The following is an 18,196-nucleotide window of genomic DNA, read 5'->3' as shown; positions in this document are numbered from 1 at the left end:
GTCCCGCGAACAGCTAGGCACAGCGCATGACCACGCAGAACCCGACTGCCGACGCCACCCTCTCGTCACAGGCCGCCCAGGTCCTGCGCGGGCTCGCACTCGACGAGGAACTGAAGTGGCGTGTCCCCGGTGACCCGGTCCTGGGCCCTCTGGCCCGCAAAATCGCGCGGCGGTACGTGGCCGGTGAAACCCTGCCCGACGCCCTGGACCGGGCCCGGCAGGTCCTGGCCGTCGGCCACCGTGTGAATGTCGAGTACATGGGCGAGAGCTGCCGCGACCCGCAGCGGGCCACGGAAGAGACCGACACGTTCCTCTCCGCGGCCCGACTGCTGCCACCCGGGTGCTCGATCTCCCTCGACCTGTCCCACATCGGCCTCGCCGTCGATGCGGAGCTTGCCCTCGCCAATGCCTCCCGCATCGCCCGGGCCACCGCCGACGCCGGGCGGGAGATGGTGATCTCGGCTGAAGGCTCCGATCGGACCGACGAGGTACTTGCCCTGCACCGCAAGCTGTGCGAGCGGTTCGACCATGTGGGCATCACCGTGCAGGCTCGCCTGTATCGCACCGCGGACGACCTGCCGGAGCTGCTTTCCCTCCCCGGCCGCATCCGCCTGGTCAAGGGCGCCTTCCTCGAACCCGAGGCCATCGCCCACCGCCGCGAGGCCCCCGCCCTGACCGCCGCCTATCTTGCGTATGCGCAACAGCTGGCCGACTCGGGCCACCTGTGCTCCTTCGCCACCCACGACTGGGATCTGATCGACCGTATCGACCAGCACCTCGGAGGGAAGGGCACCCATTCCGCCCCCTGGGAGTTCGAGACCCTCCTCGGCCTCGGGCCCGATCGCCTCCGGGTCATGGCCGAGCGCGGCCACCCCACCCGGGAGTACATCGTCTTCGGCACGGAATGGTGGCTCTACATTTGCAACCGCATCGCCGAAGACCCCCAGCGCCTGCTCCAAGCCCTCGTCGACGCTGCCGCATGAGCACCCCACGGTCCGGGCCTGCGTCATGACGCCTGCACGCCCTTCCCTGCGAAGCGCCGACGACCCGAGGGCCGGAGCGGTGGGGCTGTTCGTCCGACCCGCTCGATGGGTGTGCCGGCAGAGCGAGCAGTTCAGGAGGGGAGTGTGATGCGGAAGGTGGTGTGTCCGGGGCGGCTGGTGACGGTGGTGGTTCCGCCGTGGGCGGTGACGACGGCGTGGACGATGGCGAGGCCGAGCCCGGTGCTTCCGGTACTGCGGGAGCGGGCGTGGTCGGCGCGGACGAAACGGCCGAAGACTTCGGGCTGGATTTCCTCGGGGATGCCGGGGCCGTTGTCGCTCACGTCCACCAGGACGGTGCCCTGTTCCTCGGTGAGGGCAATGGTCACATCGGTGCCGGTCGGCGTGTGGGTCCGGGCGTTGACGAGGAGGTTGCCGATCGCCTGCTGGAGGCGGTGGGCGTCGCCGGTGACGGTGACCGGTTCTTCGGGGAGGTCGAGGAGCCAGTGGTGACCAGGACTGGCGGCGCGGGCGTCGTCCGTCGCGTCGAGGATCAGCAGGGTCAGATCGACCGGCTCGTGCTCGAGGGGCCGTCCGGCGTCAAGACGCGCGAGAAGAAGCAGGTCATCGACGAGGCGGGTCATGCGCAGGGACTCGCTGTCGATGCGTTCCAGGGCATGACGGACTTCGGCGGGGACAGGTCCTCGGTGGCGCAGGGCCAATTCGGCGTGGCCGCGGATGTTGGAGACGGGGGTGCGCAGTTCGTGGCTGGCGTCGGCCGCGAAGTGCCGCAGGCGTTCCTCGACGGCCTGGCGCCGGGTGAGCGCGTCCTCGACGTGGCCGAGCATGTGGTTGAGGGCGGTGCCGACCTGGCCGACCTCGGTGCGGGGGTCGGTGTCGGAGAGTGGGTCGGGCATGGCGATCTCGCCACTGGCGAGCGGTAGTCCGGCGACCTCCGCCGCATGGGCGGTGACCTTCCGGAGGGGGCGCAGGGAGATCCGCACCCACGCGGCTCCCGCGATGCCGGTCGCCACGAGAGCGGCAGTGAACAGCACTGCTTCGACCGCTTCGAGGCGGTGGACGGTCTCTTCCACCGGGCGCAGGGGCAGGCCCGTGATCAGGATGTCCCGGTCATCGCCCCGGACAGCCGTGACACGGTACTTGCCCAGGCCGGAGAGGCGGATGCTGTGCCCGCTTCCGTCCACGGGGATTCCGGTCAGGGCGCGGCGGTCCTCGGGGGTGAGTGCGAGGGGGCGGTCGGCGGCATCGTCGACGACGGCCGCCCGGGTGACGGTGTCGTCCAGGAGGCGGGCGCCGAAGGTCTCCTCGGCCTGACCCCGGGTATCGGGGCGGTTGTCGGCGTCGGGCCTGGCCTCGTGTTCCAGGCTGGCCGCGAACCGGCCACCGGATGCGGAGAGCTGCTCGTCCAGGCGTCCCATGAGGAAGCTCCGCAGAACAAGGGTGGTGGTGACCCCGACAGCGAAACAGGCGAGGGCGAGCAGGACGACGAGTCCGACGGTGAGCTGGCCACGCAGCGAGCGGGGCGGCAGGCGCCTCATGAGGGTTCCGGCTTGAGGACGTAGCCGACGCCGCGCACGGTGTGGATCATCGGGGTGCGTCCGGCGTCGATCTTCTTGCGCAGGTAGCTGATGTACAGCTCGACGATGTGGGCACGGCCGCCGAAGTCGTAGGACCAGACCCGGTCGAGGATCTGGTCCTTGGACAGGACCCGGCGCGGGTTGCGCATGAGGAAGCGCAGGAGCTCGAACTCGGTGCGGGACAACTCGACGGCGGCCCCGCCTCGCCGGACCTCCCGGGCTTCCTCGTCCATGGTGAGGTCGCCGACGGTGAGCCGGTTCGTGCCCGGTCCGGCGGTCATTCCGGCCCGCCGCAGCAGCCCGCGCAGCCGGGCCAGGACCTCCTCCAGGCTGTAGGGCTTGGTGACGTAGTCGTCACCGCCCGCCGTGATCCCGGCGATGCGGTCCTCGACCGCATCACGGGCTGTCAGGAACAGGACGCACACCTCGGGCATCTCACGTCTGAGGGCCCGCAGGACCTGGAGGCCGTCCAGGTCGGGCAGCATCCAGTCCAGAACCACCGCGTCGGGCCGGAAGACACGCGCCGTCGCCAGCGCGGTCGCGCCGTCGCCCGCGGTGCGCACCTGCCAGCCCTCACCGGTAATGGCCCCGGCCAGGACATCGGTGACGTCGGGTTCGTCGTCGACGACGAGGATCCGTACGGGGGCTCCGTCCGGGCGGTGCAGAAGCGGTGTCGTGTGCGGCTTGTCCATGATTTCTTCAGCATCCCCGACACAGGCCGCGGCAGGGGTGAGGGGTGTCTCTGAGTTTCCTCTGAATCGGGGCCGAGAGCGATCGATCACGCTGTTTCAGAAGGTACGCAGAAGTTGGGCTGTGAGGCTGGCCGCCCGTCGCCGGAGCGTGCGCCATGTCCGGAGGAGCCTCATGACCACCACATCCACCACCATGACGTACACGAGCCGTGGGATGCGCCACCGGCGCCCGCGCCGCAGCCGCGTTCCGCTCCTGGTGTCGTTGGCGATCTGGGCCGGTGCCGCCGGGGTGCTGGGTCTGTGGTGGAGCGACACGACCTCGGTGGTCGGCCCGGCGGCCTGGCTCACCGGCGCGGGACGTATCACCGGTCTCCTGGCCGGATACGCCTGCGCGGTTCTGCTGGCGCTGATGGCCCGGATGCCGCTCCTGGATCACAACATCGGCACCGACCGACTCGCCCGCTGGCACGCCTGGGGAGGCCGCTGCACCGTGTCCCTCGCCCTTGCGCACACCCTGCTGATCATCTGGGGCTACTCGCTGTCCTCCCGCACGAACGTGGTCGACCAGACCTCCACCCTCGTCCTTCACTACCCCGACCTGCTCAAGGGCACGGCCGGTTTCCTGCTGTTCGTGGCCACAGGGATCGTGTCCGCCCGCGCCGCCCGCCGCAGGATGAGTTACGAGACGTGGCACTACCTGCACTTCGCGACCTATCTGGCGGTCTTCCTCTCCTTCGGGCACCAGCTCTCCAACGGAGCCGACTTCGTCGGCGACCGCCTCGCGCAGGCGGCGTGGTACACGCTGTTCCTCGGGGTCACGGCCCTGCTCGCTCGGTACCGCTTCGCCGCCCCCGTCCGGCGAGGGCTGCGCCACCGCCTGCGCGTGGCCGCGGTCCGCCCCGAAGCACCGGGCGTGGTCTCCATCCACCTCACCGGTCGGCACCTCGACGACCTCGGGGGCGAACCGGGGCAATTCCTGCGCTGGCGCTTCCTGACCCATGGGCTGTGGTGGACCGCCAACCCCTACTCCCTCTCTGCCCCCGCCCACCCCGGCCACCTGCGGATCACGGTCAAGGCCGCCGGCGGGCACAGCGCCGCCCTCGCCCGCTTGAGGCCCGGCACCCGGGTGTGGGCCGAGGGACCTTACGGCTCCTTCACCGCGAACCGCCGCACCGCCCCCAAGGTCCTGTTCCTGGCAGGCGGCATCGGCATCACTCCCCTGCGTGCGCTCTTCGAGACGCTGCCGGGCCACGTGACCCTCGTCTACCGGGCACGCCGCACCGTCGACCTCGCGCTGCGCGGTGAACTCGACGCGATAGCCGCCCGCCGCCGGGCCACCGTGCACTACGTCGTCGACGAACCGGCCGAACGCTCCGCCCCTCTCACCGCCCGGTCCCTGAGCGCCCTGGTCCCCGACCTGGCCGCGCACGACGTCTACCTCTGCGGCCCGCCCGGCATGACCGGGGCCGCGATCGGGGCCCTGCGCGAGGCCGGAGTCCCGGCCCGGCGCATCCACCACGAGTCCTTCGCGTTCTGAGGAGAACCGCCATGCGCCGAGCCGTTCTCACCACCACCGGGGCCAGCGCCCTGATCCTCGCCCTGCTCGCTCTCAAACCCCACCAGCTCCCCGCCCCGGCCGGGGCGGCTCCCCGTTCCCCCGCGGCCTCGCACCCTCCCGCAGACGCCTCGCCGGGCGCCCCCACCGGGACGGGCACGTTCACCGGAGATCCCGTCGACACCCGGTACGGAACCGTGCAGGTCGCCGCCACACTCGACCGGGGCAGGATCACCTCGGTCAAGGTCCTCCGGGCCCCCGACCGCAGTGGCCGTGATCAGGAGATCGCCGCCTACGCCCTGCCCCGCCTCACCCGGGAGGCCATCGGGGCCCAAAGCGCGCACATCGACGCCGTCTCCGGCGCCAGCTACACCAGCCAGGGTTACGTCCAGTCCCTCCAGAGCGCACTGGACCAGGCCCATGTCTGACACCGCGACCGGGCTGCGCCACGTCGAGCACGTCATGGGCACCGTGTTCTCCTTCGACATCCGCGACCGGCCGACCCCCGCCATCCGCCGCGCCCTCGCCGAGGCCGTACGCCACCTCCACCGGATCGATGCCATGTTCTCCACCTACCGGTCCGACAGCCACATCAGCCGCCTCGACCACGACGAGATCCGGCTGGAGGACTGCCCGCCCGAAGTCCACGAAGTCCTGTCCCTGTGCGCACAGGCCGCCCACACCAGCGACGGCTGGTTCAGCGTCATCCCGGCAGGAACCCTCGACCCCTCAGGACTCGTCAAGGGCTGGGCCACCGAAGCGGCCTCCCAGCTCCTTCACGACGCAGGCGCGCACCACACATGCGTCAACGGCGGAGGCGACCTGCAACTCCGCGGCCGGGCGGCCCCGGACACCGCGTGGCGCGTCGGCATCGCCCACCCCCTGCGCCCCGGTGAACTGGCCACCGTCATCACCGCTGACCACGACCTGGCCGTCGCCACTTCCGGCACGGCCGAACGCGGCCATCACATCGTCGACCCGCACACCGGAAGACCTGCCGACACGTTCGCCTCACTCACCCTCGTCGGGCCCCGCCTGACGCTGACCGACACCTACGCCACCGCCGCGTTCGCCCGAGGCGACGGGGCGCAGGACTGGGTGGAGACGCTGGACGGCTACGAAGCCTTCGCGGTTCTGCCCGACGGCCGGGAATGGCGGACTCCAGGATTCATCCACTATGGGGCATAAGGTGCGAAATAGCGTCATTCCCGCATGCCGGGGGCGGGCTCCGCCTGGCCGCGGCAGCGGCTCGCCGCCCAGGGTCTTCCGTCTGGATCGGACCGGACCGGTGAGCGGGGTCCGGGTGTGTGCGATCGCAGGGTGGAGGAGGGAGCCAGATGGTGTCTCCCGTGCTCGAACGGAGCCGAGAGCTCGGGGAAGGAGCCCCGGCGATCGACGACGACTCGGCGGGCGCACGCACCGGGGCACGCGAGCCGGGCATGACCCAAACGCCGCCGCAGGAGCCCGACTTGTTCCCCTCCGGCATTCAACCCACCCTACGAAGGAGCCCCTTGTGGGACTCGACCTGATCAACGGCATTCCCGCCCACGTCCTGTTCGTGCACGTCGTCGTGGTCCTGGTGCCCCTCACCGCCCTCTCCCTGATCCTGTGCGCCACCGTCCCCTCCGTCATGCGCAGGTTCGGCCTCGCCCTGCCGGCCCTCGCCCTGGTGCCCCTGATCAGCGTGCCGCTCACGACCAACGCCGGCGAGTGGCTGGAACGGCACGTGGAACCCGATCCCCTGGTCCGTAAGCACGCCGGACTCGGCGACCAACTGCTCCCCTGGGTCATCGGGCTCTTCCTGGCGTCCGCGGCGGTGTGGTGGCTCCACCACCGCGCCGGCCACCGCTCCCCCGGGGCGGAGGGATCCTCCGGCACGGTGGGCACGCCTCTCCGCATCACCGCTGCGGCGCTGTCCCTCTTCATCGGCGTGGGTGCGGGTGTGCAGGTCTACCGAATCGGCGATTCGGGTGCCAGAGCCGCTTGGCACGACGCCTACTCCACCACTGCGCACCCCGATCGCGGCTGACCGGCACGTGGTGTGCCGCACCTCCGTTCCAGGGGTGCGGCCGCACCGTCCAAGAGCCGTCCTCCCCGGCAGTCACCGATGTTCACTTCGCGGAGCAGACGGCCTCGACGAAGTGGCCCACCCTCTCCTCCGGCAGGCGACGCGCCAGGTCCGCCTCACTGATCATGCCGACCAGCCGGTGGTTCTCGATGACCGGGAGCCGCCGGATCCTGTGTTCCTCCATGACACGCAGAACATCGTCCGTGTCGGCCTCGATGTCGACGGTGATCGGTTTGCCCTGCTCGAGCATGCCTGCGGTCATGGTCTTCGGATCTTTCCCCTTGGCCAGGCACTTCACCACGATGTCGCGGTCGGTGACGATGCCGTGAAGCCTGTCGTCCGGCCCGCAGACCGGGAGCGCTCCGACATCCAGCTCGCTCATCCGGCGCGCCGCGGCCTCCAGGCTCTCACTCTCCTGGATGCAGGTCGCACCTGTGTGCATGATCTCCCGTGCGATGGTCATGGCCATCTCCTTCCGGCCCGGAATGCTCGGACACGGCCCGTGGTCCGGATACGACCCGAATCGCTCCCCTGAATCCAGTGTGGGTTCTTCGTGCCCCGTACGCATGCCGGTCAAGAGGGGGTGTGAGCCAGCGCGCGTGAGCCCCCACCGGGAGGAACTCGATGCCGCCCGAGACCGGATTCGGCGGCACCGAGACGGCAGGGACGGCATTCGGAGAGGACCAGGTACCCGGGCGGGCCGGTGCCACAGCCGCCGAGGGCCACCGCGTACCGACCCCCAAATATCCGGCCCCGGTGGGAGGCGGCGTTGTTCACCGCTGCTCACGCAGCAGTGTGAGACGGCGTTTGTACTCGTCCTCGTCGATTTCCCCGCGGGCGAACCGTTCCGCGAGCAGGTCCTCGGCTCGTCGGCTTCCCCACGCCGGATCACCGGAGGACGGGCCAGGTCGGTGATCACGGTGGAGGCCGGCGAGGTAGCGGGCCATGACAACGGTCCCCACGATCAGCAGCGACCAGAACACAACCATGATCACGGTCATGAAGAGCCATCCGCTCCACCCCCAGCCGCCGCCGTACCACATCATGCCAATCACCTCCTTTCAGGCTGCCGTCAACAGTTCCAGCGTGGCGCCGCGTGTCATCGATGAGAAGAGGAAACATGGCCCCTGCCGTGGGCTGAACGGTCCGTACCGGTCTGCATTGCAGGCAGCCGCCGACGAAATCCGCCCAGGACGCTGCACCTCGCGTGCCCCGCACACCGGGAAGCCGGTTCCGGGAAACGTATGGCCGGACAACAGCGGCACGGCCACTCACACGTTGGTGGATGAACCCGGCCCATCGGCCGACCCGGCTCATCGAACGCGTCGCGGTGAATCCGAGTGGCGGAGCCCGTTCGGCACTGACGCTTGACTTCGGGCATGGTCTCTTCCGTAACGTCGCCCCATGCCGGAAGAGAAAAGCCCGGAGCGCCCGGAAAGCTGACGCACTCGCTTCGGAAGGGGCGGAGTCCGGACGAGGCGCCCGAAATCCACCATCGCTCCCCCGGATACCCCGCCGCAGGGCCGAGGAGGCCAGGATCTGGGCCGAGTGGGCCGTGCCCGAGAGGGACCGATCGGCCCATGGCCGGCCGGGCAGGTGCCTTGCGGACGGGCAGCGGGGGCTGCCGTGCCGGAACGGGGCTCAGCCCGGGACGAGGACGGCGGCCCCGCGGACCCGGTCCGCGGCCAGATCGCCCAGAGCCCGGTCGGCACGGCTCAGCGGGTAAGGGCTTACGGTGACCCGGATGCCGATCCGTGCGGCCGTGTCCAGGAAGTCACGGCCGTCCTGCCGGGTGTTGGAGGTGACACTGCGCAGATCGCGTTCCTCGAAGAGGTGGCGCCGGTAGTTGAGCACGGGGATGTCGGTGAGATGGATGCCCGCGACGGCAAGCGTTCCCGAACGGTCCAGCGCCTCCAGTGCCACTGGCACCAGATCACCGACCGGCGCGAACAGGATCGCCGAATCCAGGGGTTCGGGCGGACGGTCGTACGCACCGCCCGCGGAGGAGGCCCCCAGGTCGAGGGCGAGTTCACGGGCCCGTTCCGAACGGGTCAGCACGTGCACGGTCGCTCCTTCGGCCAGAGCGACCTGTGCCGCCAGATGGGCCGAGGCCCCGAAGCCGTAGATCCCGAGCCGGCCGCCGGACGGCAGGGCGCTGCGGCGCAGGGCGCGGTAGCCGATGATTCCGGCGCACAGCAGTGGCGCCAGCTCTGCGGCGTCCCGGTCCTCCGGGAGCCGGTACGCGTAGTCGGCCGGTACGAGGGCGATGTCGGCGAAGCCACCGTCCGCGTCCCAGCCGGTGTAGAGGGAGGCCGGGCAGAGGTTCTCCCGGCCGGCACGGCAGTAGTGGCAGTGGCCGCAGGTGCTGCGCAGCCAGGCTCCACCGGCCCGGTCCCCGGCCCGGAACCGCGTGACGGACTCGCCGACGGCGGCCACCCGGCCGACGATCTCATGGCCGGGAACGGTCGACGCCCGGTGCGGGCTCAGGTCGCCCTCGGCGAGGTGCAGGTCCGTGCGGCACACACCGCACGCCTCCACCGTGAGCAACAGTTCACCAGGCCCCGGTGGGGGCATCGCACGCCGCACACGCACCAGCGGGCCGTCACCGATCGGTCCGGGACTCCCTACGGCCCACCCGGTCAGCGTTTCCGAAGCCGACCCGCGCCTCATGCTCCCAGCCTCGCGCCGACCGGCAGGTCCGGCAAACGCTCCCTGCGAAACGGAAGCTGCACCCCGCTCCGTCCGGCCCCGCCCCGGCCGTTCGGACAGGTGACGAAACCCACCGATGTGGCCGGTGCGCCCCGCCGACGGCCGCGATGCCGAAAACGGGCCGCGGTCTCCGCCACCCCGACAGCCGGTCACGGCTGGGGGCGCCGGTTTCCCGGCCCTCCAGGGGCTGGATCTGCCGCTCGGAGGCCCGGTACCGGCCTCGGCCGGGTCCGCCGGACAGGCCCTGGTCCAGGGAACGGGGACGCACTGCGACGAGGAGCCGTCCGGGGCCGGGACAGGGACGATCGGCCCATACGTGCCGGGCGGCGATCCGCTGCATGCTGAAACCACCGCCCCCTGCCCCCGGAGCCCACAATGCTCACCGAAACACCCGGCGGCACCGTACTGGCCGACCTCGTCACCGATGCCACCGCCGCCCCGTCGATGCACAATGCCCAGCCCTGGAAGTTCCGCTACGGATGCCGGAGCCGCACCCTCACGCTCCGGGCGGACTTCGAGCGCGCGATGCCGAAGGCCGATCCCTCCACCCGCGCCCTTCACATCGGCTGCGGCGCGGCCCTGCTCAACCTGCGGGTCTCCGCCGCCCACCACGGCCTGGACGCGGTCACCGCACTGCTGCCCGTGCCGTCGGAACCCGCCGTACTGGCCACCGTCCGTCCCGGCATCCGCCCCGAGGCCGCGCGGGAACCCGCCGATGGGGCTCTCGCGGTTCTCCACCCGGCGATCAAGGACCGGCACACCAGCCGTTATCCGTTCGACGAACGGCCGGTCCCCGGCGACGTCCGGGCACGACTCGCCGACGCGGCCCGGGCCGAAGGAGCGGACTTCGCGTTCCTGACCCCGATCCACCTGGAGACCGTGCTCGGACTGATCCGGGACGCCGAGGGCTACGACCGCGGTGACCCGGCCCGGGATGCGGAACAGCGACGCTGGACGCGGAACACGAGGAGCGAGGCTCCCGTGGACGGAATCCCCGACTACGCTTTCGGCCCTCGCGACGCCTCCGAACGAGCCACCACCCGCGACTTCGCCGGGACCCGGGTCGTTCCGGGCCGGGCCCGTGTCCTGTTCGAGAACCGGCCTCAACTGGCCCTGTTGAGCACTCCGGGTGACCGTGTCGCGGACTGGCTGTGTGCGGGCCAGGCTCTGGAACGCGTCCTGCTGACGGCCACACTCCACCGGGTGTCCACCTCGTTCGCGACGCAGCCGCTCGAATGGCCGGAGCTGCGCTGGATTCTGCGCGACCCGGTCTTCGGCACGGGACACCCGCAGATGATCGTCCGTCTGGGATACGGCCCGAACGGGCCGCGCACACCGCGACGTCCCCTCGACCATGTACTGACCATCGAACCGTAGGGACCACGGCCGCGTGCATCGCAGCGGGGAGCCATCCGAGCAGGTCCTCGACGGGCAGCCCGTCGCATCCGCACAAGAACGTGCAGGCCGCCTCCACCCAACGGTGAGGACGGTCTCCGTCGTACGGCCCGAGGACCCCCGGAGCGTCGGCACCTCACGGTCGGGCTGCCGCGCTTCGTCGCCACGGCAGACGGCCTCCCCCGGCCGGTGCGGTTTCCTCACTGCCACCGGTCCGGCCATCCGGCCCGGGGCAACAGCCGTCCTCGACCAGCTTCTGTTCCGCGGCCGTGTCGACGGCGCGGAGCCCTTTCTGCAGGCCGCGCCCGGGTCCGCGAAAGGCACACCTGCTCGCGCGAGTACCGGGAATCTCGCGGGGGCCGTGACCGGACGTCGGCACGGCCCCGGCAAGCCCTCCCGATGATGCGGCCATATCCGTACCGTCCCGGCGCCGATCCGGTTCCACCGCTGCGGAATTGACGTCGGATCGCCACGCACTCACCTCCCCGGGCGCGACGTGACCGCACGCACCTTCGACCTCGCGGTGTTACAAAGGGCACTGTGGTTAGTCGCTTCGGCCGATTTCGGAGCGCACGGATTCGGTCACTTACGGGCAAGCGTCCCCGGAGTCTTGCAGGCCAGGTCTTCGCTCTGCAGGTGGCTGTCGTCGTGCTCCTCGTGGTCGTTGCGGTGCTGGCACTCGTAGCGGAGGCCCGGCACGACAACAGCACGGAGGCGAAAGACCGCTCCATCGCCGTCGCGCAGACATTCGCCCACTCCCCGGGCCTCCTGGCCGCGCTGAGGAGCCCTGACCCCGCTGCAGTGCTCCAGCCCCTCACCGAAGCGGGCCGGAAGGCGGCCGGCGTCGACTTCATCGTGGTGATGGACACGAAGGGGACCCGCTACACGCACCCCCGTCCCGAGCTGATCGGGAAGAAGGCGGTCGCCACCATCGCTCCGGCACTGGCCGGTCAGGTGTACACCGAGAGCGTCAACGGTCCGCTCGGGCGCGAGGCGCAGGTGATCGTCCCCGTCCACGATCGCGCGAAGGTCGTCGCCCTGGTGGCTGCCGGCATGAAGGTCGAGAGCGTGAACGAATCGGTGGCACGGCAGATTCCGATCATCCTCGGTGCGGGAGCAGTCGCGCTCGGAGCAGCCACGAGTGGGACGGCCCTGGTGTCCAGGCGGCTGCGGCGGCAGACCCACCATCTGGGCCCCGCCGAGATGAACCTCATGTACGAGCATCACGACGCGGTGCTGCACGCCGTGCGCGAAGGCGTACTCATCGTCAGCAAGGACGGTCGACTGCTGCTGGCCAACGACGAGGCCAGACGGCTGCTGGATCTGCCGCTCGACGCCGAGGGACGACGCATCCCGGACTTGTCCAGCCTTGATCCCGGCATGGTGGAGCTGTTGGCCTCGGGGCGCGCGGCCACGGACGAAGTACACCTCGTGGGAAGCCGACTGCTCGCGGTGAACCAGCGATCCACGGATCGTCACGGTGGACCCCGGGGGACAGTCGCGACCTTGCGTGACTCCACAGAACTGCGAGCGCTGTCCGGCAGGGCGGAGAACGCGCGCGAGCGGCTGCGGCTGCTGTACGACGCGGGTCTCGGCATCGGTACCACGCTCGATGTGGTGCGCACGGCCGAGGAACTGACCGAGATCGCGGTACCCCGGCTCGCCGACTTCGGAACCGTCGATCTGGCCGAATCGGTCCTCCACGGGGACGAGCTGGCCGGTACGGACGCGGGCATGCGCCGCGCCGCTGTACGCGGCATCCGGGACGACCATCCCCTGTACGAACCTGGTCAGCTGATCAATTTTCGTCCCTCCACGCCACAGTCACGGGCCTTCGTCACAGGTCTGCCGGAGCTGGTGCCCGACCTGTCCGACGCTCCCGGCTGGCTCGCCCAGGACCCGGAGCGAACTCGGATGATCATCGATTACGGCATCCATTCGCTCATCACCGTGCCTCTCCAGGCACGGGGCGTCATCCTGGGCACGGCCAACTTCTGGCGCTCCGAGAAACCCCAGCCGTTCGAAGAGGACGACCTGTCCCTGGCCGAAGAACTGGCCGCACGGGCAGCCGTCAGCATCGACAACGCCCGCCGCTACACCCGTGAGCACACCATGGCAGCGACGCTGCAACGCAGCCTGCTCCCGCGGGCCCTGCCCGAACAGAGCGCGCTCGACGTCGCCCATCGCTACTTGCCCGCATTCTCCGGGGTGAGCGGCGACTGGTTCGACGTGATCCCGCTCCCGGGCAGCCGGGTGGCACTGGTCGTCGGAGACGTCGTCGGCCACGGACTGCACGCGGCCGCAACCATGGGCCGACTGCGTACGGCCGTGCACAACTTCTCCACCCTCGACCTGCCGCCCGACGAGATCCTTCGCCACCTGGACGACCTGGTCGGGCGCATCGACCAGGAGGAGGCGGAAGCCACCGCCGATCCGGGGATCATGGGAGCCACCTGCCTGTACGCGATCTACGATCCCGTCTCCCGCCGCTGCGCCATGGCCCGGGCGGGGCATCCTCCCCCCGCGCTGGTCCGGCCCGACGGCAGTGTGTCGTTCCCCGACCTGCCTGCCGGCCCGCCCCTGGGCCTGGGCGGCGTGCCGTTCGAGACGGCCGAGCTGGAGGTGGAGGAGGGCACGCAGTTCGTCCTCTACACCGATGGGCTCATCGAGGACCGCACCCGGGACATCGACGTGGGGATCGAGCTGCTACGGCAGGTCCTGGCGGGCCATCCCGACCGGTCGCCGGAAAAGAGCTGCCAGGCGGTTCTCGACGCGCTCCTGCCAGATCGACCGAAGGACGATGTGGCGCTGCTCATCGCCCGGGCGCGGGCGATCCCGCCCGACCGTGCCGCCGACTGGGACGTGCCGTTCGATCCTGCCGCTGTGGCGGGAACGCGTGCTGCCGTGGCAGAAAAAGCCGACGACTGGGGTCTGTCCGAGCTTGCGTTCACCACGGAACTGGTGCTCAGCGAGTTGATCACCAACGCCATTCGCTACGGCTCCGCGCCGGTCACCGTACGGCTGCTGTACGACCGCACCCTGACCTGCGAGGTCGCCGACAGCAGCAGCACCTCGCCCCATCTGCGTGATGCCGCCGCGATGGACGAAGGGGGCCGCGGTCTGTTCCTCGTCGCACAGCTGGCCGAGCGCTGGGGCACCCGTTACACCCCTCGGGGGAAAGTCATCTGGGCGGAGATCTCGTTGCCCCGGCCCGACGGGAGCACGGAAGGCCCGGCGCGGCCGAACGTCCTCGACGAGGAGCTCTGACCGCTGGACGGCAAGTCCCCGAGAAGAGCAATTCCTCGACCGCCCCGGCACAGTGGCCTGGGCAACGGGTCCGGAGAAGGCCCTTGCAGCGATCAAGGATGGGGGACGAGGAGGACCGGGCAGTGTGAATGGTGCAGGACCGCATGCGTCACGTGGCCGAGTGGGGAGCCGATGGAGTGGGGACGCCGACGGGAGCCGATGACGATCACGTCGGCGCCGGCAGTCGCTGCCACCAACGCCTCGGAGACGGAGCCGGTACGAACGACGTGTTCGGTCACCGTGAGGTCCGGGAAGTCCTTGCGCACGGGCGCGACGAGCCTGGCGGTGGCGGTCGACTGATCAGCGGCGAGCCGGTCCGCACCGTCGAACATCGTCGCCATGCTGCCGACGTTCTCCAGGAAGACCCATGCGCTGAGCACCTGCAGCGAGGATCCGTCCCTCGTTGCCAGGGCTGCGGCGACGCGCAACGTCTCCTCGTCGCGCTCGTCCCGTGCCGCGGCCAGCACGACGCCGGCCGGTTCGTGGCCGTCACGCCTTGGCACGACGACGACCGGGAGGGAGGAACGTGCGGCCACCCGGAGCGACTCCGAACCGACCAGCAAGGTCGCGAATCCGCCACGCCCCCGGGAACCCACGACGATCGTGGCGTCGGAACCCCCTGCGTCGAGCAGGCATGCCGCCGGTTCGTTCTCGCACATGGCCGTCGTCACAGGGACGGCAGGAGCAAGCCGGCGTGCGAGAGCGGCAGCCTCTTCCAGCACCCCTTGCGCGAAGCCTTCGATCTGACGGCTGTCCTCCCGGGAGAGGTACGGTCTGCCGTGGCCCGTCGCGGTCGCGTACACGATCCGCAGCGGCCGACTACGAGCAGCCGCCTCGCCCGCGGCCCACCACACCGCCCGCGTCGCATGGTCGGAGCCATCGGTGCCGACCACGACCGGTCCCGTCATGACCACGTTTGATCGAGTGCTGTCCATGGTCTCTCCTCGGAATTACGCGTGCCGATCCGTCGGCAATTTCGGAACCCTTCGGACAGTTCGACTTCCCCCCCTCGTCCCACTCCTTCTCCCACCCCCCGGCCTGAGAGTGTCCGCTGCGGGGTCTCCGGCTCGGAGACGAGCCGGGCTTCGGCCCTCGCGGCATCCGGGAGAACTGCGGCACGACGGATCCCGGTGCCGTGCACCGCGCAGCCCGTGGCGGTCGATGCGGAGAACGCAGCCGGCAGAAGCACCGGAACCGGGGCACCCTGTCCCAGCTCTGGTTCCGGTCCGAAGCGCAAACCGGCAGACCACGGGTACCGGACCCGTTGGATCCTGGGCCTGTGCCCGCTTCCGGGGCACTTCCCCGGTCATGTTCCAGCCTCACTCCCCCGACTGCACCGCTCCTTGCCCGTGGCGCGCCGTGAAACCCGTGGACGGGAGCGGATGCCACCATCCTGTCCGCCCTGTGCGGCTTGCAGCATGGGCTGAGCGGGGCGCGGAACCGGGCCGGTCGGCCCAAGCGCCCTGTGTCCCGGGCAGCACACAATGGAGTGGACCAGGAGTACGCGGAACAATGTTTCGCGCCGCGCGGCGTGGCCGAGCCGCTCCTCCGGAGGAACGCATGTCGTCCGGAGCGGATGGGCGGGTCCATACCGTCGGCCGGAAGTGGAAGCCCCATGTCAACGACCAGGAGTCTGCTCGACGCGGTCCCGCCCGAGGGCCGGGCCCACTTGCTCGGCAAGGCGGCCCACGAGGTACCGCTGGTTCTCGGCGCGCGGCTCTTCGAGGAAGGAAGAAGGGCCGACCGGTTCTGGGTCATCCGCTCCGGACAGGTCGAGGTCGACCTCCATGTGCCCGGCCGCCGTGCGGCGGTCGTCGAGACATTGGGGCGGGACGATCTGCTGGGCTGGTCCTGGCTCTTTCCCCCACATGTGTGGCACCTGGGTGCGCATGTGATCCGGGCGGGGCAGGCCGTGGAATTCGATGCCGCCGCCGTTCGCTCGCTTTGCGAGGCCGATGCGGTACTGGGCCGGGCCGTATACAGGTTCGTCGCCGAGACCGTGGCAAAGCGCCTGTACGGAACACGGGAACGGCTGTTGCAGTTGTACGGCCCCCAGGGTGGGGCTCCGGATGCCTGACCGCACCGGAGAACGGGACCGTTCGGCTCCGGGGTGTTCCGCCTGGACGAACTCACGACGGCGAGGAGGGCCGCCCCGGGCGACGGCAGGGGGCTCCCGGTACAGAGGCGCCTACGGCAATGTCCGGCTCGCCATCGCCTGGCGACTGATCCTCTGCGCCACTTCGACGGTACGGCCCGTACTCGCGCCAGGAGGCTCGCGGCCGGTCGAGCGGCCTGGCTGAGTCCAGCAGCGGTGAGGCCCTGCTCGCGCAGCGGGGTGAAACCGACGTGGGCCGCTCCGGCACATCGCACCGGCCGCTCCCGGTACGGAAACGCCCGGCACCCCATTGAACGGATCCTGCACCCACCGCAGCAGCGGGCCCCTCCGAGTTCCACCAGCGCCACTCAGCACACCACCGGATCCCACAAGGACCCGAACCCCAAACAGCTCCCGGGTCGGCGGCACCCTCAACAAGTGGTGCGCGAGAGCGGAAGGCCGGGGGCCGATACCGAACGGGGAAGTGTGTCACCCACTTGACACACTTTGATGCGCCGGGCAGTGTGTCACAGAGTTGATACACATCGCGAGGGAACGGGGTCGGGCATGTCTGCTGCCGCTGAGACGGAAAGAACGTGGCGGGCAAGGCTGGATACTCCTGTGCGATGGGTCGGTGCGGCCTCCGGTCTGGCCGTCAACGCCCTGGTCTCCTTCAGCCCCGAGCCCGATGTGGATCTGCTGTACGGGTTCCCCGTATTCGGTCTGTGTGTCATGGGCGGCGTGTTCGCAGCGGATGTGGTCGCGCGCCCGAGTCCTGGCCGGCTACGAGTGGCCGAAGTGGCGCCGCGCAGGATCCGGGACCACCTGCCCCGCTTCCTGGCTGCCGCACTGATTGCACAGGCCGTTGTCCTGACGGTACTCCTGATCGTCGCCGCCGCAATGGGCTCGGAGGACGCCGACGGCCGTGCAGGACGCGCCCTGTCCGTCGCATGCCCGAAGGGCACCCAACTGCTCTCACCCTGGCCCGGCCCCTACTACGCCTGGCCGACCCTCGGCGGTCTCGCCCTCGGCACCGTCGCCTGCGCGTTGCTTCTGCGCCACGTCACCGCGCGGCGCGGGAGCGACGACCAACGCCGCACGAGCGTCCGGGCAGCGGTCGGCGCCTGGGGAGTGGTGGTGACCGCTCCTCTTTTCGCCGTCTCCTTGACGATGGGCGTTGCGGTGCTGAGCATGTCCTGCGCGGGCGGGATGAAGAGCGTGGCCCTGTGGGGGCTGGCCGTCACGGCTCTCACCTCCGCGCTGACCGCGTCTCACTGTCTGGGAGTCCTGCTGCTGCCGCAGGCATACATCAAGGCTCGACCATGAGGACAAACAACATCAGCGTCAATGTCAATCAGGCTTCACCTGTCCCGCCGTACGAGCAACTCCGCGCACAACTAGCAGATTTGATTTCCGTCGGTCGGCTGAATCACGGGGACAGACTGCCGTCCGTGCGCCAGCTCGCCTCCGACCTCGGGCTGGCCAACAACACCGTGGTGCGGGCGTACCGCGAGCTGGAGACCGCCGGCCTGGTCAAGAGCCGTCGCGGCTCCGGAACTCAGGTCGTCGCTCCTGCGACCACCAGCGACATCAAGGTGAAACTCGCGGAACACGCGCGCAGTTACGCAGCCGCGGCCAGGCAGCTCAACGCCACTGACGAGGAAGCCCTCGCGGCGATCCGGCAGGCTCTCGCACACCACGATATGCCGTGAACTCCGGGGAGGGCCTGGGCCATGTTCCAAAAGTCCCGTCCGCCCGGGGGGGCACGTGTCGAGGAACTCCAGCGGGTCGGCGTTGT

Annotated in this window: 16 protein-coding genes; 10 read left to right on the top strand and 6 right to left on the bottom strand. The window is 70.2% G+C overall.

Annotated elements, in window-relative coordinates:
• The first annotated feature begins 26 nt into the window (after positions 1-26).
• Entirely contained in the window at positions 27-983 is a 957-nt protein-coding gene (locus ACFYW1_RS34585; protein ID WP_389002492.1) for a proline dehydrogenase family protein, read from the top strand.
• Positions 984-1,114: 131 nt separating this feature from the next.
• Here the strand turns inward: ACFYW1_RS34585 and ACFYW1_RS34580 are convergent, their stop codons facing one another.
• Complete coding sequence (locus ACFYW1_RS34580) at positions 1,115-2,539, bottom strand: sensor histidine kinase (RefSeq protein ID WP_389002489.1); 1,425 nt, start codon at positions 2,537-2,539, stop codon at positions 1,115-1,117.
• Complete coding sequence (locus tag ACFYW1_RS34575; RefSeq protein WP_389002485.1) at positions 2,536-3,270, bottom strand: response regulator transcription factor; 735 nt, start codon at positions 3,268-3,270, stop codon at positions 2,536-2,538. The genes ACFYW1_RS34580 and ACFYW1_RS34575 overlap by 4 nt, the downstream gene beginning before the upstream one ends.
• Before the next feature lie 172 nt (positions 3,271-3,442).
• Between ACFYW1_RS34575 and ACFYW1_RS34570 the strand changes: the two genes are divergently transcribed.
• From ACFYW1_RS34570 to ACFYW1_RS34555, 4 genes are all read left to right on the top strand, one after another.
• Positions 3,443-4,807 (top strand): ferric reductase-like transmembrane domain-containing protein, encoded by a 1,365-nt coding sequence (locus ACFYW1_RS34570; RefSeq protein ID WP_389002482.1) that lies wholly within the window; start codon positions 3,443-3,445, stop codon positions 4,805-4,807.
• Between the two features lie 11 nt (positions 4,808-4,818).
• On the top strand, positions 4,819-5,253 hold the full coding sequence (locus tag ACFYW1_RS34565) for an FMN-binding protein (protein WP_389002479.1): 435 nt from the start codon (positions 4,819-4,821) through the stop codon (positions 5,251-5,253).
• Complete coding sequence (locus ACFYW1_RS34560) at positions 5,246-6,013, top strand: FAD:protein FMN transferase (protein WP_389002476.1); 768 nt, start codon at positions 5,246-5,248, stop codon at positions 6,011-6,013. Before ACFYW1_RS34565 ends, ACFYW1_RS34560 begins: the two co-directional genes overlap by 8 nt.
• 325 nt (positions 6,014-6,338) lie before the next feature.
• Positions 6,339-6,854: a DUF2231 domain-containing protein gene (locus ACFYW1_RS34555; RefSeq protein ID WP_389002473.1), complete on the top strand. Its 516-nt coding sequence runs from the start codon at positions 6,339-6,341 to the stop codon at positions 6,852-6,854.
• Between the two features lie 82 nt (positions 6,855-6,936).
• On the opposite strand, the gene ACFYW1_RS34550 is transcribed toward ACFYW1_RS34555, so the two are convergent.
• The 3 genes from ACFYW1_RS34550 to ACFYW1_RS34540 form a co-directional block, all read right to left on the bottom strand.
• Complete coding sequence (locus ACFYW1_RS34550; RefSeq protein ID WP_389002470.1) at positions 6,937-7,356, bottom strand: CBS domain-containing protein; 420 nt, start codon at positions 7,354-7,356, stop codon at positions 6,937-6,939.
• 310 nt (positions 7,357-7,666) lie between these two features.
• Complete coding sequence (locus ACFYW1_RS34545; protein ID WP_389002468.1) at positions 7,667-7,939, bottom strand: SHOCT domain-containing protein; 273 nt, start codon at positions 7,937-7,939, stop codon at positions 7,667-7,669.
• A 595-nt stretch (positions 7,940-8,534) separates the two neighbouring features.
• Positions 8,535-9,536: a zinc-binding alcohol dehydrogenase family protein gene (locus tag ACFYW1_RS34540; RefSeq protein ID WP_389002549.1), complete on the bottom strand. Its 1,002-nt coding sequence runs from the start codon at positions 9,534-9,536 to the stop codon at positions 8,535-8,537.
• A gap of 441 nt (positions 9,537-9,977) precedes the next feature.
• On the opposite strand from ACFYW1_RS34540, the gene ACFYW1_RS34535 reads away from it, so the two are divergent.
• Entirely contained in the window at positions 9,978-10,979 is a 1,002-nt protein-coding gene (locus ACFYW1_RS34535; protein ID WP_389002465.1) for an Acg family FMN-binding oxidoreductase, read from the top strand.
• Between the two features lie 558 nt (positions 10,980-11,537).
• Entirely contained in the window at positions 11,538-14,264 is a 2,727-nt protein-coding gene (locus tag ACFYW1_RS34530; RefSeq protein WP_389002462.1) for a SpoIIE family protein phosphatase, read from the top strand.
• Positions 14,265-14,356: 92 nt separating this feature from the next.
• On the opposite strand, the gene ACFYW1_RS34525 is transcribed toward ACFYW1_RS34530, so the two are convergent.
• Positions 14,357-15,238: a universal stress protein gene (locus ACFYW1_RS34525; RefSeq protein WP_389002459.1), complete on the bottom strand. Its 882-nt coding sequence runs from the start codon at positions 15,236-15,238 to the stop codon at positions 14,357-14,359.
• Between the two features lie 680 nt (positions 15,239-15,918).
• Here ACFYW1_RS34525 and ACFYW1_RS34520 point away from each other — a divergent pair.
• The 3 genes from ACFYW1_RS34520 to ACFYW1_RS34510 all read left to right on the top strand — a co-directional run bounded on the left by ACFYW1_RS34520 (position 15,919) and on the right by ACFYW1_RS34510 (position 18,110).
• Complete coding sequence (locus ACFYW1_RS34520) at positions 15,919-16,380, top strand: cyclic nucleotide-binding domain-containing protein (RefSeq protein WP_389002456.1); 462 nt, start codon at positions 15,919-15,921, stop codon at positions 16,378-16,380.
• Between the two features lie 639 nt (positions 16,381-17,019).
• The gene (locus ACFYW1_RS34515; RefSeq protein WP_389002453.1) at positions 17,020-17,724 is read left to right on the top strand and encodes a hypothetical protein; all 705 of its coding nucleotides are present in this window, start codon (positions 17,020-17,022) and stop codon (positions 17,722-17,724) included.
• Positions 17,721-18,110 (top strand): GntR family transcriptional regulator, encoded by a 390-nt coding sequence (locus ACFYW1_RS34510; RefSeq protein ID WP_389002450.1) that lies wholly within the window; start codon positions 17,721-17,723, stop codon positions 18,108-18,110. Before ACFYW1_RS34515 ends, ACFYW1_RS34510 begins: the two co-directional genes overlap by 4 nt.
• Positions 18,111-18,196: the final 86 nt, after the last annotated feature.

It is taken from the genome of Streptomyces sp. NPDC002669 (genome assembly GCF_042889165.1).
In the GTDB taxonomy this organism is placed as follows: Bacteria; Actinomycetota; Actinomycetes; order Streptomycetales; family Streptomycetaceae; genus Streptomyces.
This window is presented reverse-complemented; position numbering and strand designations above follow the sequence as displayed.

Bases quoted from the DNA above. Each gene is read 5' to 3' on its own strand.
- ACFYW1_RS34575 (WP_389002485.1), bottom strand. From the start codon at position 3,270: ATGGACAAGCCGCACACGACACCGCTTCTGCACCGCCCGGACGGAGCC.
- ACFYW1_RS34580 (WP_389002489.1), bottom strand. From the start codon at position 2,539: ATGAGGCGCCTGCCGCCCCGCTCGCTGCGTGGCCAGCTCACCGTCGGA.
- ACFYW1_RS34525 (WP_389002459.1), bottom strand. From the start codon at position 15,238: ATGGACAGCACTCGATCAAACGTGGTCATGACGGGACCGGTCGTGGTC.
- ACFYW1_RS34520 (WP_389002456.1), top strand. From the start codon at position 15,919: ATGTCAACGACCAGGAGTCTGCTCGACGCGGTCCCGCCCGAGGGCCGG.
- ACFYW1_RS34545 (WP_389002468.1), bottom strand. From the start codon at position 7,939: ATGATGTGGTACGGCGGCGGCTGGGGGTGGAGCGGATGGCTCTTCATG.
- ACFYW1_RS34560 (WP_389002476.1), top strand. From the start codon at position 5,246: ATGTCTGACACCGCGACCGGGCTGCGCCACGTCGAGCACGTCATGGGC.
- ACFYW1_RS34535 (WP_389002465.1), top strand. From the start codon at position 9,978: ATGCTCACCGAAACACCCGGCGGCACCGTACTGGCCGACCTCGTCACC.
- ACFYW1_RS34510 (WP_389002450.1), top strand. From the start codon at position 17,721: ATGAGGACAAACAACATCAGCGTCAATGTCAATCAGGCTTCACCTGTC.
- ACFYW1_RS34565 (WP_389002479.1), top strand. From the start codon at position 4,819: ATGCGCCGAGCCGTTCTCACCACCACCGGGGCCAGCGCCCTGATCCTC.
- ACFYW1_RS34585 (WP_389002492.1), top strand. From the start codon at position 27: ATGACCACGCAGAACCCGACTGCCGACGCCACCCTCTCGTCACAGGCC.
- ACFYW1_RS34570 (WP_389002482.1), top strand. From the start codon at position 3,443: ATGACCACCACATCCACCACCATGACGTACACGAGCCGTGGGATGCGC.
- ACFYW1_RS34550 (WP_389002470.1), bottom strand. From the start codon at position 7,356: ATGACCATCGCACGGGAGATCATGCACACAGGTGCGACCTGCATCCAG.